Raw genomic sequence first — 14,888 nt, 5'->3', positions numbered from 1 at the left:
CTCTGTGAGGCCTTATACTACCCGGAAGGAGTGTTCTGTTTTGAAGAAGCGCGTTTTTCTGTTCCTGTTGGCTGCGGCGTTCGCAGCCCTGGCCTGCGGCGTCGCCGCAGCGGCGCCCAAGGACGAGATCGTCGTGGGCACGGCGTCGGACGCGAAGTCCCTGGACCCCCAGATGGCGAACGACACCTCGTCCAGTTGCGCCCTGATCCAGATGTACGAACCGCTGTTCGAGTTCTCGCCGGACAAGAAGCTCGTCGGATACCTGGCGGAGAGCTGGAAGCAACTGGACCCGACGACGTGGGAGATCACGCTGCGCAAGGGCATTAAGTTCCACAACGGCGACGAGTTGACCGCCGAGGACGCCGTGTTCACGCTCCACCGCATGACGACGCCGAAGGCTGCGGCCGTGAAGTCCTACGGCGCCAACATCGACCCCGAGGGGCTCAAGGTCATCGACCGGTACACGTTCCAGGTCAAGTCCTCCGCCCCCATGGCCGGCTTCCTGGCCTACCTGAACCACTCCTCCTCCTACATCATGAACAAGAAGGTCGTGGAGGCCGCAGGCGAGGACTACGGCAAGGAGCCCATCGGCACCGGCCCCTTCAAGTTCGTCTCCGCGCTGAAGGGCGACCACATCACCTTCGAGCGTTTCGAGGACTACTGGGGCGAGAAGCCGAAGTTCAAGACGCTCAAGATCCGCACCATTCCGGAGACCACGAGCCGCGTCATCGAGCTTGAGACGGGGAACATCGACATCGCCTACGGCCTTCCCACCAGCGACTTCAAGCGCCTGCAGGAGGAGGGCAAGGTCAGCGTCTACAACAAGCCGGGCCTGTCCATCACCTACATGGGCTTCAACACCCAGACGCCGCCCTTCGACAAACCCGAGGTCCGCCGGGCCATCACGATCGCCATCGACCGCGAGGCCGCTCTGGACGTGGTCTATCAGGGGCTGGGCCGCGTGCCCACCAGCCCGCTCCTGCCCATCAACAACTACTTCCCCGAGCCCGTCCCCGTGGAGTACGACCCCGACAAGGCCAGGGAGATGCTGGACAAGGCCGGCGTCAAGGACCTTGCCTTCACCATCTACACCAACGAGAACAAGCAGCGCAAGGACTACGCCGAGGTCATCCAGAACATGCTCGCCGAGCTGGACATCAAGGTCGACATCCAGGTCCTGGAGTGGGGCACCTTCCTGGATCAGCTGAAGGCCGGCAAGCTGCCCGTCTTCATGATCGGCTGGTCCGCCTCCGACATCAACCCGGACCCGGACGCCTACATCAAGGCGGCCATGCACTCCAAGTTCGCAGGGCCCTCCAACCGCGTCTGGCTGAAGGACGCCGAGGTGGACGAGCTGCTGGACAAGGGGACCGTCACGGCGGACGGCCCGGAGCGCGCGGAGATCTACAAGCGCTTCTGCGACCGCGTGAACGAGCTGAACCCGTGGTGCTACCTCGCCATCGCCGACACCCTTTACGGCACCAACAAGGCCCTGAAGGGCGCGGACAACTTCTACCGCGGCATCATCAACCGTCTTGACGGCGTGTACTACGAGTAGCGCATCGGCACCTCAAAACGACGACGAGGGGGCCTGGGCATTTGCCCAGGCCCCTGCCGTTTCGTCGTCGGTCGCCGACGCTTCAGGACCGTTTTTTGACGATGCGGTCCCCCAGCCGGGCGCCCCACACCTCCCCGTCCTCGCCGAAGTGGAGCCGAAACTCCGTCTCGGACAGGCCGGATCGCAACACCGCCCGGAAGGGGTGCACCATGAGGACCTCCATAACTTTGCCGCTGTTTGTGACGGCGACGCCCTCTCCGTCGCGCTCCACCAGGACGTCTGCGCCCTCCCCCGACTCGTACCGTCCGCAGGCAGCTCGAAGGGTCGCGTCCGTCCAGGGACATCTGCGCCAGCGGCTCGCCGGTCGAGGGTCAAGTCCCATGGATAGCCGCAGCGCCGCGTCCGCCAGCAGGGACACGGGAACGTCCTCCGTGTTGCACAGCACGACGACGCCGCGCTCCAGCTCCGGAGACCAGGCCATGTGCGAGGACACGCCGGGCAGGCTGCCGCCGTGGCGGATCACCGTGACGTCCTCAAGGAAGCTGATGGAGAGCCCGTAGCCATAGAACTGCTGGCTGCGCGTTGGGATGCGCGGGCGGCACATGGCGCGGACGCCCCTGGCGGAAGCCAGACGACCGCCTCCATCAATGGCCCCTTCGTTCAGGTACATGCGGAGGTACTTCTTCATGTCGGCCAGCGTGGACTTCATGGCACCGCCGCCCATGAGGACGAAGGCGTTGCGGCAGAAGTTCAGGTCCCCCTCCGGCGCCGCCTCGGAGTAGAGCTTCGCGACGTTCGCGTCCTGCGCGGGGCGCAGAAACTCGCAGGAGCTGCGGGTCATCCCCAGGGGCTCCAGGACCTCCCGCCTCACGCAGGCGGCGTAGCTGCCCGCCCCACTTGCGCGGTGGATGACCTCCGCCAGGAGGCCGTATCCATCGTTGCAGTAGCTCATGTACTCCCCCGGCTCGCCGACGCGCTCCGACGCAGCGCTCATAGCCCCCGCCACCCTGTCGACGCCAGCGCGGGCCAGCTCGTCGCTGAAGGCCGGGTCCTCCGGACCGTCAAGCGGGAGCCCCAACTCCTTCGCCACGGGCTCCAGCGTCGTCCGCGGCAGGGGGAAGTACCCGCCGCTGTGGCTCAGGAGGTGGGCCAGCCTCACGGGGTTCGGGCCCGCGTCCCTGAAGGAGGGGCAATGGACCGACACCGGGTCCTGAAGGGAGAGAGAGCCCCGCTCGGCCAACTGCGTCACCAGCAGGGCGGTGAAGGATTTCGTGAGGGACGCCAGCCCGAAGATCGTGTCCTCGTCGATCGCCAGGCGGCGCTCCGCGTCGCGGTATCCGGCCAACTTCTGCCAAAGCGTGCGCCCCACCCGGTCGATCACGGCCACGGCGACGCCCCGGGCGCGGTGAACCTCCATCACCTCCGCCAGATACTCCTCGTACCGACGCTCAAGATCGCTGTTCAAGCTCATCAAGCTCCTCCTCCGCCGTCCATGACAGGAACCGGCCTTTCATAGTATCCCCATCATCCCGCGCCGTTGCCCGCAAGGGGCCCCTCGCAGGAATTCCCGCTGTCCACCGCAAGCCGGACCAGAGCGTCCGACACCGCCCCCGCGATGAAGGCCACGGCCTCCTCAGCGTCATGAGCGTCGTGGACCGATCCGGAGGGGGCGACGCAAACGCCCATCGCCGCCAGGAGCCTCAGCGCGGCGGACAGCGCCTCGTCGGGGTAGAGCAGCCCCCACTCCGCCTGATCCATCAGGTGTACAATCAGGGACACGGACGCCAGCAGGCCGTCTCGGGCATCCAGCCCCGCCAGGGCCGCGGCGAAGCGCGCACGGTCCAGCCTCCCGCCCCCGTGGCGATAGCGCTCCCACAACGACTCCTCCGTCACCCCGAAGCGCTCCGTGCGCCGCAGGATGCCGTGCTGGCTCTGGGGCGTCAGGCCGCTCTGCAGCCGCAGGGCCTCCTTCACCGCGGCCTTCACCACGCGCCCCACCGCCGAGCCCAGCTTGCTGTGGTTCCCCGTATCGGTGAGGCGCAGGGAACTCGCTGCGTTAGCCACCACGATGGCGCCGTCCGTCCCCGACCCCGTCGCGATGCCGTGGGAGTAGCGGCTGGGGACGGCCAGCTCCTGAAGGGCGGCGGCCTTCGCCTCCGTCAGGGTGATCAGGGCGCGGGTCAGAGCCCCCTCGCTGAGGTCGCAACTGAAGTGCAGGATGACGTTGACCGTCCCCGTCGGGGGCGCGGACCGGCGCTCCGCCTCCTCGTCCCAGTCCGCCGGGTCGCCGGAGCGCCCTGCGTTGACGTCGAGCCCCGCGGTCACCAGCGCGGCGACCTCAGCGGACCCCCAGCCGTCCTCCAGGATCGCCAGGTGCCCCATTTTGGCGGAGGTGGAGAGCCCGACGCTGACGGCGGGGTTCAGCCCGATCTCCCGCGCGATCAGGGCCAGGTGCTCCGCATAGGTCGGAGCCCGCATCGTGCAGTACTCGCCGCCCTTGATGCTGTAGCTGTAGTTGAAGGCCTGCCGCAGGTCCGTGCGCAGGCCGCCGTTGAAGGGCGACGTGCTCAGCACGCGGCGCGGCCCACCGAAGGCCAGCACCACAGCGCGGCCCGCCTCCCCCAGGCGCCTCGCCACGTCACCGCACGCCGAGCTCCAGACCTTCATTCAAAAAACGTCCTCAGGGGAATCGGGAACTCCGGCATCCCCGCGGGCCATAATGCCGTATCGACAGAGGTCATCCCGTTCACCTCCCGCTCCAAATTATACCCCAGCCAATCGCTCCATAATAATCCGCCCGCCACGGCCTCACCCGCCGTGGATTGACTCGCGGCATCGTGAAATACAAAGGCGGGACAAACAAGCAAAAACCCCCTCGGCGAGGGGGTTTCCCTATCGTCTGAATCCCTCTTGAAACTCAGGGATTTTCGCTTCTGGTGGACCACTTATCCATCGAACCCGTTTTGTGTCCTCCCATTCCGACAGGTCGCTCGTTCGGGTTATTTTTTGAACAGATCAGAATGCGTACCGGTACGCACCAAAACCAAGGTCAACGTATCCCGTTCAACCCGGTAAATCAGGAGCCAGTCGGATGTTATATGACATTCCCTGAAGCCGGACCAATCGCCCTTTAAAGGATGATCCCCCAAAGACTCGGGGAGAGCGGCGTTCTGTGCCAGCAACCTGACGACACGATCAAAGGCGGATAAGTCATAGTCTCGTTTTAACAGCAACTTTAGGTCTTTTTGTATTTTTGACGAAAATCGGAGCTTAAGCATTTGAGCCCAGCAGATCCTTCATCATTTCATCGACGTTGTCATAGGTTTTGCTGAGATTGCGTCCTGCAATAACGTCTCGCATCGCCGCAACGGTTTCTTCATTGGGCTCCTGGGCCTCTCCACTTTCGAGCTCATTCAGGTAATGGACAAGGGATTGCAGGTTTTCCTCCGAAAGTGCGTGGATACGGCGGTACAGGCTTTTTCGGGTCTTTACGTTTTCCATGTGGGCCACGTTCATCTTTCCCAGCTCCTCTCTCTCCGCTCTTCTGTTGCCAAAAGGGCCTTTCCTTCTGTCGGGAAAGGCCCTTTTTTTTAAAATCAACCCCGACGCGTTAACGATTGCGCCGAGGATTCAGTTGGTGGAGGCGGGGGGAATTGAACCCCCGTCCGACGTGGGCCAGCGTGACAGCGCTACAGGCTTAGTTTTCTTTTAATTGTCGTCAAAGGTGAGGCAGAAAACGGCCTTCCTTTTTCCAAGACCTCTTGTCTTTTTCACTCCAGCAAGATCCGACTGTGAGCGAAGCATCTGTCTAAAATGACGTCTCCGGCGAGCCAACAGACGAGCTCATCCTTCGACGTGGCAGGCCTAAGCCGCCAATGCGTAATCGTTATCGACGTTTATTCGTCTGCCCGAATGTTTAACGAGGATTACGGACGTAACTCGACCTGCTCTGTCAGGCACTCCACGCGCCGTCGAAACCTGTCGCCCCCAATAAAACCGGCTTTATCATCCAAAACTTCCCGATCACATGAACGATGATCCATCGGCATGACGGGAAGAGCCGTCCTCTCAGTCGTACCGTCCGTTGTGCCTCACGGCACGCGCCATATCTCGCTTCGCGTCCCGATCCGCAATGGCGTCCCGCTTGTCGTGTGCCGTCCTGCCTCGCGCCAGGGCCAGTTCCACCTTGGCTCGCCGCCCCTCCTTAATATAGACGGAGAGAGGGACCAGCGTCAAGCCCTTCTCGCGGACCCTGCCCTTCAACCGCAGCAGTTCATGACGGTGAAGGAGCAGCTTGCGCCGCCGCTCCGGCTCATGATTGTAATACGTCCCCTTCTCGTAGGGAGAGATGTGCATCCCCACCAGCCAGAGCTCCCCTTCATCCAGAGAGGCGTAGGAATCCTTGAGGTTCAGGTTTCCGGCACGCACGCTCTTGATCTCCGTTCCCGTCAGGACGATCCCGCACTCGAAAGCGTCAACGATAAAATAATCATGCCTTGCCTTACGGTTCTGGGCCACCGTCTTATTCGCCTTCTCCGGCATCTCATCCTCCTCCCCAATTTCATTTAGCTTTTTATTTTATCACACAATCTTGCATTGACAAGAGGCTTTTCTTCGTGGCCACGCCGCCCGCCACCGCTATGCGCAATCGCCTCCTGGAATTATTACTTCCTAAAATGCTCCTCCATTATAGCATTCAGCTGAGCTGCAATCTGTGAAAACTTTTGGTTCAAATCCAATGTTTTTACGCTTATTCGGTTCCCACTCATCTGATAAACGTTGTTCGGCTGGATGGCCTCATCGGTAGCTGCATACAGCAGCATACCGGAAACCTTATGCGGTTGGGCTCCGAAATTCGTGTCCGTGTTTTTTACGTAAGTGAAAATCTGATACAGATTGTTGGAATGAAGCGTGTGAACGTCATACTGCGTCTGCGTTGTGCGCCTATAATACTTGGCATCAATAATAAGGACTTCGCTGCCCCTGATCAGCATGATATCGCTCTGCATAATCGGCAGCATTGTTCCGTTGCCATCATCAAGCGCCCACGGAATTTGCGAGGCCGTTACCGTCACCTGCGGGCATTCCCTGACATAATATTCGAGGATAAACTTCTCGTAGAGACGATTCATACGCTGTTCATCAACAAAGGCTGCCAGCTTATACTCGCCGGAATCCGTGGTCAGCAGCATTCCATCAATAATGAGCTGGCACAGGCCGATGAGCATACGGTAGGTATTGTTGTTCCTCTGAAAACGGATAGCTGACCACCTAATCGTGGTGGGATCAATCGTACTTACCTTGGAAAAAAACAGCATCTCTTTTTTCAGATTGCTCTTGTACTCCTGGTCTACCTTCGTATGCCGGAGCAAGAGCATGACGGTCGTTTTCAGTATCTGATTCAAGAGATTGTTTTCTGACAGCTCATCATACTCACAGGTCAGCATGCACTTTCTGGCAAGGCGATTTTGAATGGTTCTCGGCATATCAATTTTGCCACGGACCACAGCCACATCCTCTTTGCGATTTAGATACTCTCGATACAGGCCCTGCTTCAGTTGGCGACCGATACCCTTGGCGAGGACCGCCGCAAAAAGGTTATGTATGTTCTCGAATTCTTCGGTAGCGACATCCTCATAACCACCTTGATTCAGCGCGGTGAAGGCATACGAAAGCATATAGTATATGTTTTTTATGAAGATGCTCCTATCCTTTATCATTGAAACACACCCAGTAAAATATTCTCCCAGTGTCGGAGCTTGTTGACATCGTCAAACCAATATTCACTCAACATCGGCAGAATATCGTAATCGACGATGGAATACAGCCAGTCCCTGGTGCAAACATCTCTGCCACAAAAATAGCTGTGGCCGACGCAGAATCCCTTGCCCAGCGACCTGTCGAGAGAAATCTCCCGATTCAATTCCTTAACCTTAGATACCAGCTCATTCAGTGTTTCGTTATTCAGGCTGTTTTGATACTGGATGAAGCCGTCAGAATCGAAGCCCGGTTCCATTTCAAAGAAGCTGAAGCGGCGACGAAGAGCGTAGTCAATCATGGCCAGGCTGCGGTCTGCTGTATTCATCATGCCGATGATGTACAGATTTTTAGGAACTGAGAAGGGAAGTCCATTATAGGCCAATGTTGCCTTGGTGCCTCTATAGTCTTTCTCAATGAGCAGAAGCAGCTCTCCGAAAATTTTACTCATGTTGCCACGATTGATCTCGTCAATGATAAAGAAGAAATCTTTATCCAATCGGTTCGCGGCCTTCTCACAAAAGCGATAAAAGATACCATACTTGAGCTCAAAACCGTCCTCTACGGGCTTGTAGCCCATCATGAAGTCCTCATAGGAATAGTTTTGATGAAATTGCACGAATTCAATCCTGCTATCATCTTCTTCTCCCATCATAGACCATGCCAGACGTCTGGCAGCAAAGGTCTTTCCCACGCCGGGAGCGCCCTGAAGGATGATATTCTTTTTATTTTGAAGAACGGATACAAGGTTTTCATAACGTTTTTCCGTCATGTAAACTTCATCAAGGAAATCACTCTTTGTGTATGCGTTAATGGGAGCCACCACTGTAACCGGATATTTTTCGCCCGATGCGGCAGTAACATACAGTTTAACGTTGCTCAAATCAGCCTTATCGAGTGCCGCAGAAAGCTCATCCCTCAATTTCCAAACGAAGCTGCCTTCTTCATTTTTATCAGCGTTACGGCCCACGTAAAGAACCGTCCACCACCGTGTGGAGCCATTGTCTCTGGTGTTTGGTGAAATGCCGGTGGCTTCACAAATGCGCTTTGCCAGTCCGAATGAACCGGCGTTGTAGAAATTTTTTGTCTCACCGTATTTCATGGCAAGCTGTGTGCAGGATGCCATGCCGCCGTAGTCTTTTATGCGCTTCATGATTTCCAGTGCACTGGTGGTAAAGACGGTTTCGTCCTCGAGGAGTTTGCTCCAGTCATCGACAGTAAGGCCGGAATCATAATCGGAACCATACCATTTAACAGGCTTTGCAGCAGCGGCATCCTTTTGCGAATAATATCTGCTGATGTAAAATCCAACGTCAATGGTCAGAGTTTTCAACTCAGGATCGGAATAGCACGTCTCGGTCAATTGCGATTCGAAGAGGTTCACCAGCTCGGTATCTTCTTTTAAAGCCAGGCTGATCTCATCGTAAAGTCGTAGGAAGTTTCGGATATTATCGGCATAAGCGCCTTTTTTGAAACGGTAATTCGAGTTAAGTTCGTTGGCAACTGCTTTTGCTTCACTGAACTTGTAGATGTAGTATTTGTCCGGATAACGGAGCCACAAGTAGGTGCTGATGGAATTTTCATACTGATAATGCTGTGCGTCCTCGCTCCCGTACTCCTTCAAGAGGATGGACGAGTGCGCACTAAAAGCATCCATCCGTTCAAACACATCCTTGCTCTCATCGAACAGAGCAATGAACATGGAACGAACCTCTTCATGAGCGGACCTGGCGAAATCGACGATCATGCCCTTCGGGAAGTAATTTGCGGAAGTCAGTAAATTGAGGGTTTTGTCCAAAGACCGACTCAGCATCTCCGGAAAATCAACTGCGTTCACATCCCAATTATCCTGAAACCATTTCACGGCTTCCCATTTGTATTTCTCATTTTCCCACTGTTTTGAAACGAAGTTCCGTTTGTACTCAACCAGTATATCCTTCAGTCGAAATGGATCAAACATGGCAAACACCTCTCAAATGCTTGTCGTGCTATAGCGAAAACCAGGTGCTTTTATTATAGCGCTCCATCATCAAGGCAGGAAATTGAACCTCAACGCCGCCCGCCACTGCTTCAGGCCAGACGCCATCCCCCAAAACGGGGTGACAGGACCGTTGAGCGACAGCAGACGATCGGCGGCCTTGTTGCTTTTTTGAGGGCGTTCCATTAGAATGACGTCTTGTACAAACAGGCTGTTTGTATATGGAAATGCGTCATCGTCCTCCCTGTCCGACGCGCGATACGGTGGGGACGGTGTAGATGGAATGGGGTGAGAGTCCCCGCGCGGCCGGCACTGTAAGCGTGAACCCATGCTGAAGCGTCTCTTCGGGACGCCATGACGAACGTCAGTCACTGCGGCATCAGGCCGTGGGAAGGCAGGCATCGGGCGCTGGGGGCTCTCCCCCTGAATCGCAAGTCAGGAGACTTACGCATTTTCTCTGGAGGACGTTGGCCCCCTGCCCAGGGCGGACGTCTTGGCGCGTGAAAACGGACGCGCCGACCTTCTCGCTTGCAGAAGCGCAGAGGGCCGGCGCGTTTTTATCTCTGCGACGCGCAAAAGGTGCGGGCTTGCCGCCCGCAGGAGTTTTGCACTATTTTTGGAATTTTAGGAGGCAAACATGAAGAAAACGGTTTTTGCGGCGCTTTCCCTCGCGATGGCGCTCCTCTGCGGCACGGCCCTGGCGAAGGATGAGATCGTCCTGTCGGGCGGCGATAACGCCATGGCGGGAAAGATCGACCCCGTCCGCGGGTATGGTGTCTGGGGACCCGACATCTTTCACTGCCACCTGCTGAAACCCGGCAAGGACAACCTGCTGGAAAAGGACCTGGCAACGGATGAGAAGGTCAGCGAAGACGGGCTGAGGTACACGTATGAAATTCGCGAGGACGCGAAGTTCGCCGACGGCCACCCCCTGACAGCGGAGGACATCGTCTTCACGTTTGAGAGCACGAAGGCCGCCGCATCGGTCGCAGACCTCTCGATGTTGGAGAGCGTTCGGGCGCTCGACGACCGAACGGTGGAGTTCACGCTCTCCCGTCCATGGTCGTTCTTTCCGCACCTCCTGAGTTACGTCGGCATCGTTCCGAAGCACGCTTATAAGGAGGGCTACGGTGACATGCCGCTGGGCTCAGGCGCCTGGCGTATCGTGGACTTCCAGATCGGACAGCAGATGATTTTGGAGCCCAATCCGCACTATTACGGCAGGAAGTCCCCCTTCAAACGGGTGACGATCCTCAAGGTCGACGACGACGCCACGCTCGCTGCAGCGAAGTCGGGACAGTTGGACTTCGTCTTCATTCCGGCGGAGTTCGCGGCCACAAAACAGGAGGTGCCGGGCATGAAGCTCCTGACGCTCGACACCTTCACCTCGCTGGCGATCAACCTGCCCGTCATCCCCGAAGGGGTTGCCTCAGGAGATGAGAAGGTGGGTAACAACGTGACCTGTGACCCGGCCATCCGCCGCGCGCTGAACGTCGGCATCAGCCGTCAGCTTCTGGTCGATCAGGCGTTGAGCGGAATGGGGAAGCCCTCCTTCACCATCGGCGGAGGCTGGCTGCCCTGGGCCTCGAAGCGGACGTTCGAGGACGGACGCCTGGAGGAGGCAAAGAAGATCCTCGAGGACGCCGGCTGGGTGGATTCGGACGGCGACGGCATCCGGGAGAAGGACGGCCTGAAGGCGGAGTTCACGATCAAGGGCCGCAGCAACGACATGCCTCGTTACAACGTGGTCGTGGCGGTCGCGGAGAGCGCCAAAGCGCTTGGAATCCATATTATCCCTCAATCCGCACCCTGGGTTGAAGCGCGCCACGCCCGCGCTACGCCGACGTGCTGGGCGTTCGGCTACCCCAGCCCTTCGGACTTCTATCTGTTTTACCATTCTTCGCAGATCAACAAAGGCGTGATCGGCAATCCGCCCTCGTACTCCAACCCGGAGGTCGACGCCCTGATCGACAGGGCGCTGCGCGCCACAAGCCAGGAGGAGAGCGACAGGCTGTGGCAGCAGGCTGAAGAGCTGGCGGACGCAGACGTGCCGTTCCTGTACGTTGCCTGTCCCCAGGACAACTACCTCGTCCGCGACGGACTGACGATACCGCCGCTAGGAAGGGTCAAATCCAGAAACCAGGGCGGAGCGGGGCTGGAGAACCTGAACGAGTGGAGCTGGAGCGAATGAGACAGCGGGGGATCGCTCCCCGGGGGAAGGAGAGGGGTTAGTGAGTAAGGGATTCGCACGGTACGTCGCGGGGTCTCTCGGGCGGTTGCTGCTCCTGCTCGTTTCCTGTTCCGCGCTCAGCTTTTTTCTGGTCACGGCGTCACCCTTGAAAGCGATTGATGCCTTCCTCGGTGAGGTCAACGTCTCAGAGGAACAGCGGGCCCACATCGAGGAGCAGTGGGACCTGAACCGGCCGCCCCTGGAACGCTACTTCAAGTGGGCAGCAGCGGCCCTGCGGGGCGACCTCGGACAGTCCATCATGCACCACAAGCCGGTGTCGCAAGTGCTGGCGGAGCGTTTCAAGGCCTCGCTGCTTCTGATGGGCACGGCCTGGGCGCTGTCCGGCGTCCTTGGCCTGATTTTAGGAATCGCCGCCGGCGCCTGGCGGGGCGGTTGGCCGGACAGGGTGATCAAGACCTTCAGCCTGCTTCTGGCCTCCACTCCGACGTTTTGGCTCGGACTTCTGCTCCTGATCGTGTTTGCCGTACAGCTACAGTGGTTCCCCCTGGGGCTCTCCATCCCCATCGGCCGCGTGGCCGCGGAGACGACGTGGGCCGAGCGGCTGCACCACCTCATCCTTCCTGCGTTGACGCTGTCCATCACCGGCGTGGCGAACATCGCGCTGCACACCCGACAGAAGCTGATCGACGTGCTGGAGAGCGAATACGTCCTCTTCGCCCGTGCCCGCGGCGAGTCGCTGGGGCAGATCATCCGGCGCCATGGCCTGCGCAACATCGCCCTGCCGGCGATCACGCTGCAGTTCGCCTCGGTGAACGAGATATTCGGCGGCTCCGTGTTGGCGGAGAAGGTGTTCTCCTACCCCGGCCTGGGCAGCACCGCCGTCGAGGCCGGCCTCCACGCGGACGCACCGCTCCTGATGGGCATCGCCCTCTTCAGCGTGCTCTTCGTCTTCGCGGGGAACCTGGCCGCGAACGTCCTCTACGGGTTGATCGACCCGCACATTCGGGAGGGAGAGAAAGCCCATGGCTGAAGCGCTCGTCAAGGCAGCGCGCGGCCCGTGGCTGAATCACCGCCGCAGGACGCTCTGTGCGATTGGGCTGGGGGCTATCCTCCTCGCGGGGATCTTCGTCTGGGGATCGCTCCTTGGCCCCGGCGACTATGGCCCCAACTACTCGGCTCGGTACATCGCCCCCTGCGCCGCTCATCCCTTCGGGACCGACAGCCTGGGGCGCGACATGTTCTTTCGCGTCGTTGCGGGCCTGTCGCTCAGCATCCGCATCGGTCTGACGGCTGCGGTCATCAGCTCGGTCATCGCGCTGATCCTGGGGAGCCTGTCCGCCATCTTCGGCGGGCGGACGGACTCCGCCGTCAGCTACTGCGTTGACCTGTGCATGGGCGTGCCACACCTGATCCTGCTCATCCTCATCTCCATCGCCGCCGGAGGAGGCGCCGCAGGCGTCATCACAGGGGTCGCCGTCACGCACTGGCCGAACCTGACGCGCCTCATCCGCGCGGAAATCCTCCAGATCCGCTCCGCGCAGTACGTGCAGGTCGCGCGGAAGATGGGAAAGGGCCCGCTCCACATCGCCCTGCGGCACATCGTCCCTCACGTGTTTCCACAGTACGCCGTCGGCCTGATCCTGCTGTTTCCGCACGCGATCCTTCATGAGGCCGGCATCACGTTTCTGGGCTACGGTCTGCCGCTCGACACGCCGGCCATGGGCGTCATCCTCGCCGAGTCCATGCGACACCTGGCGGCCGGCATGTGGTGGCTGGCGTTCTTCCCCGGCCTGGCGCTGCTCCTCGTCGTACAGCTTTTCGACGTCGTGGGCGACAGCCTGCGGGTGTTCGTCGACCCGCACGCTGCGAGGGAGTAGGGGGGACTGGAGATGGGCGAATTGAAAGACAGCCTCCTGAGAGTGTGCCACCTGTCCGTGAGCTTCGAGAGCTACGACACGCGCCTTGAGAGGGTGGACTACTGCGCCATCACCGACCTGAGCGTGTCGTTGGAGCGCGGAGAGATCCTGGCCGTCGTTGGATCGAGCGGCTCCGGCAAGAGCCTGCTGGCTCACGCGGTGCTGGGGATCCTGCCCGACAACGCGCGCGTTGGAGGCGAGATGTTCTACTGCGGCGCGGTCATGACGGACGGGATGAAGTCCCGCCTGCGCGGACGTGAGATCGCGTTCATTCCGCAGTCCGTGGCCTACCTCGATCCGCTGATGCGCGTGGGAGACCAGGTGTGCGGCACGGCGGGGGAAAGCGCTCGGGAGAGGCAACGGGCGGCCTTTCGTCACTTCAACCTGAAGCGCGAGACGGCGGATTCCTATCCCTTTCAGCTTTCGGGCGGAATGGCCCGGCGCGTCCTCCTGTCCACGGCGTTCGTCGCCGACCCGGAGCTTCTGATTGCGGACGAGCCGACACCTGGACTGGACCTGGAGCTGGCCATCGAGGCGCTGAAGGACTTTCGCGTCATGGCGGACCAGGGGAAGGGCATCCTCCTCATCACGCACGACATCGATTTGGCGCTTGGCGTGGCGGATAAGGTCGCGATTTTCCACGAGGGCCGCGTCGTGGAAACCGCCGCGGCGGCGGCCTTCAGCGGGGACGGCGCCGGCTTGAAGCACCCTTACAGCCGCGCCCTGTTTCGGGCTCTACCCCAGAACGGGTTCTCCCTGGAGCGCTGCCCCGCGTGCGGGGCAAGCGAAGCGACGTGGGACGTGGACGGAGAAACGATGAGGTGCAGGTGCAGCGATGCTTGAGGTAAACAACGTCGGCTTTCATTACGGCGGCGGACCATGGGTCCTGAAGGACGTGAGCCTTAAGGTCGCCGATGGGGAGCGCATCGCCATCCTTGGCCCCAGCGGCTACGGCAAGAGCACGTTGGCAAAGCTCATGGCCGGGTACGAACGCCCCGCGGAAGGCGCGGTGCTGTGGAACGGCGCCCCGCTGCCCGGCCGCGGCTACTGCCCCGTTCAGCTGATCTACCAGCACCCGGAGCGGGCGCTCAACCCGCGTTGGAAGATGCGGCAGTCCCTGTTCGAGGCCGGAGCGCTGGACGAAGACGTCCTGCGCGAGGTGGGCATTCGCCCCCTGTGGTACGATCGCTGGCCCATCGAGCTCTCGGGCGGCGAGCTGCAGCGCTTCTGCGTGGCGCGCGTCATGCGGAGCGAAACGCGCGTCCTGATCGCCGACGAGATGACGACGATGCTGGATGCCTTGAGCCAGGCGCACATTTGGAACTTCGTGCTGAACTATGCGGACCGGAACGGCATGGCCGTGGTGGCGATAACGCACAACCGCGCCCTGGCGGAGCGCGTCGCGGACCGCATCATCCACATTCCGGAGCTGAATCACGTGCAGGTGGACCGCAGCAGCCTGTGACGTTGAAACAAACCCACGGTGCG

The 14,888-nt window shown here is 59.9% G+C and carries 13 protein-coding genes, 1 other RNA gene and 1 riboswitch; of the genes, 6 read left to right on the top strand and 8 right to left on the bottom strand.

Annotated elements, in window-relative coordinates; translation table 11 throughout:
• Positions 1-40: 40 nt before the first annotated feature.
• The gene (locus ACK28C_RS04880) at positions 41-1,558 is read left to right on the top strand and encodes an ABC transporter substrate-binding protein (RefSeq protein WP_243440653.1); all 1,518 of its coding nucleotides are present in this window, start codon (positions 41-43) and stop codon (positions 1,556-1,558) included.
• Between the two features lie 82 nt (positions 1,559-1,640).
• Here ACK28C_RS04880 and ACK28C_RS04875 read toward each other — a convergent pair whose 3' ends face one another.
• The 8 genes from ACK28C_RS04875 to ACK28C_RS04840 form a co-directional block, all read right to left on the bottom strand.
• The gene (locus ACK28C_RS04875; protein ID WP_015556855.1) at positions 1,641-3,029 is read right to left on the bottom strand and encodes a serine hydrolase; all 1,389 of its coding nucleotides are present in this window, start codon (positions 3,027-3,029) and stop codon (positions 1,641-1,643) included.
• Positions 3,030-3,082: 53 nt separating this feature from the next.
• Positions 3,083-4,225 carry an adenosylcobinamide amidohydrolase gene (locus tag ACK28C_RS04870; protein ID WP_015556856.1) on the bottom strand — a complete coding sequence of 381 codons (1,143 nt, stop codon included), beginning with the start codon at positions 4,223-4,225 and terminating at the stop codon, positions 3,083-3,085.
• Between the two features lie 332 nt (positions 4,226-4,557).
• Complete coding sequence (locus tag ACK28C_RS04865; RefSeq protein ID WP_015556857.1) at positions 4,558-4,836, bottom strand: type II toxin-antitoxin system mRNA interferase toxin, RelE/StbE family; 279 nt, start codon at positions 4,834-4,836, stop codon at positions 4,558-4,560.
• On the bottom strand, positions 4,829-5,059 hold the full coding sequence (locus tag ACK28C_RS04860; RefSeq protein ID WP_409152535.1) for a hypothetical protein: 231 nt from the start codon (positions 5,057-5,059) through the stop codon (positions 4,829-4,831). The genes ACK28C_RS04865 and ACK28C_RS04860 overlap by 8 nt, the downstream gene beginning before the upstream one ends.
• Positions 5,060-5,193: 134 nt before the next feature.
• Positions 5,194-5,547, bottom strand: a transfer-messenger RNA (tmRNA) gene (gene ssrA, locus ACK28C_RS04855).
• Between the two features lie 79 nt (positions 5,548-5,626).
• Positions 5,627-6,100, bottom strand: coding sequence for an SsrA-binding protein SmpB (gene smpB / locus ACK28C_RS04850; RefSeq protein ID WP_015556859.1), 474 nt, complete (start codon positions 6,098-6,100; stop codon positions 5,627-5,629).
• Positions 6,101-6,222: 122 nt separating this feature from the next.
• Positions 6,223-7,278 (bottom strand): 5-methylcytosine-specific restriction endonuclease system specificity protein McrC, encoded by a 1,056-nt coding sequence (gene mcrC / locus ACK28C_RS04845; protein WP_015556860.1) that lies wholly within the window; start codon positions 7,276-7,278, stop codon positions 6,223-6,225.
• Positions 7,275-9,275, bottom strand: a complete 2,001-nt coding sequence (locus tag ACK28C_RS04840; protein ID WP_015556861.1) for an AAA family ATPase — start codon at positions 9,273-9,275, stop codon at positions 7,275-7,277. The genes mcrC and ACK28C_RS04840 overlap by 4 nt, the downstream gene beginning before the upstream one ends.
• Positions 9,276-9,511: 236 nt before the next feature.
• Positions 9,512-9,760: riboswitch (cobalamin riboswitch) on the top strand.
• Between the two features lie 170 nt (positions 9,761-9,930).
• Here ACK28C_RS04840 and ACK28C_RS04835 point away from each other — a divergent pair.
• From ACK28C_RS04835 to ACK28C_RS04815, 5 genes are read left to right on the top strand one after another with little or no spacing between them, the layout of a single operon-like run.
• The gene (locus ACK28C_RS04835) at positions 9,931-11,484 is read left to right on the top strand and encodes an ABC transporter substrate-binding protein (protein ID WP_015556862.1); all 1,554 of its coding nucleotides are present in this window, start codon (positions 9,931-9,933) and stop codon (positions 11,482-11,484) included.
• 40 nt (positions 11,485-11,524) lie between these two features.
• Complete coding sequence (locus ACK28C_RS04830; RefSeq protein WP_409152534.1) at positions 11,525-12,514, top strand: ABC transporter permease; 990 nt, start codon at positions 11,525-11,527, stop codon at positions 12,512-12,514.
• Positions 12,507-13,361 (top strand): ABC transporter permease, encoded by an 855-nt coding sequence (locus ACK28C_RS04825; protein WP_015556863.1) that lies wholly within the window; start codon positions 12,507-12,509, stop codon positions 13,359-13,361. Before ACK28C_RS04830 ends, ACK28C_RS04825 begins: the two co-directional genes overlap by 8 nt.
• A gap of 12 nt (positions 13,362-13,373) precedes the next feature.
• Positions 13,374-14,243 carry an ABC transporter ATP-binding protein gene (locus ACK28C_RS04820; protein ID WP_015556864.1) on the top strand — a complete coding sequence of 290 codons (870 nt, stop codon included), beginning with the start codon at positions 13,374-13,376 and terminating at the stop codon, positions 14,241-14,243.
• Positions 14,236-14,865: an ABC transporter ATP-binding protein gene (locus tag ACK28C_RS04815; RefSeq protein WP_015556865.1), complete on the top strand. Its 630-nt coding sequence runs from the start codon at positions 14,236-14,238 to the stop codon at positions 14,863-14,865. The genes ACK28C_RS04820 and ACK28C_RS04815 overlap by 8 nt, the downstream gene beginning before the upstream one ends.
• Positions 14,866-14,888: the final 23 nt, after the last annotated feature.

Origin of the sequence: Fretibacterium fastidiosum, from assembly GCF_964642095.1 — a bacterium.
GTDB lineage: Bacteria > Synergistota > Synergistia > Synergistales > Aminobacteriaceae > Fretibacterium > Fretibacterium fastidiosum.
This window is presented reverse-complemented; position numbering and strand designations above follow the sequence as displayed.

Coding starts and splice junctions, on each gene's coding strand:
- ACK28C_RS04865 (WP_015556857.1), bottom strand. CDS start 4,836: ATGCTTAAGCTCCGATTTTCGTCAAAAATACAAAAAGACCTAAAGTTG.
- ACK28C_RS04860 (WP_409152535.1), bottom strand. CDS start 5,059: ATGGAAAACGTAAAGACCCGAAAAAGCCTGTACCGCCGTATCCACGCA.
- ACK28C_RS04875 (WP_015556855.1), bottom strand. CDS start 3,029: ATGAGCTTGAACAGCGATCTTGAGCGTCGGTACGAGGAGTATCTGGCG.
- ACK28C_RS04815 (WP_015556865.1), top strand. CDS start 14,236: ATGCTTGAGGTAAACAACGTCGGCTTTCATTACGGCGGCGGACCATGG.
- smpB (WP_015556859.1), bottom strand. CDS start 6,100: ATGCCGGAGAAGGCGAATAAGACGGTGGCCCAGAACCGTAAGGCAAGG.
- ACK28C_RS04825 (WP_015556863.1), top strand. CDS start 12,507: ATGGCTGAAGCGCTCGTCAAGGCAGCGCGCGGCCCGTGGCTGAATCAC.
- ACK28C_RS04835 (WP_015556862.1), top strand. CDS start 9,931: ATGAAGAAAACGGTTTTTGCGGCGCTTTCCCTCGCGATGGCGCTCCTC.
- mcrC (WP_015556860.1), bottom strand. CDS start 7,278: ATGATAAAGGATAGGAGCATCTTCATAAAAAACATATACTATATGCTT.
- ACK28C_RS04820 (WP_015556864.1), top strand. CDS start 13,374: ATGGGCGAATTGAAAGACAGCCTCCTGAGAGTGTGCCACCTGTCCGTG.
- ACK28C_RS04840 (WP_015556861.1), bottom strand. CDS start 9,275: ATGTTTGATCCATTTCGACTGAAGGATATACTGGTTGAGTACAAACGG.
- ACK28C_RS04870 (WP_015556856.1), bottom strand. CDS start 4,225: ATGAAGGTCTGGAGCTCGGCGTGCGGTGACGTGGCGAGGCGCCTGGGG.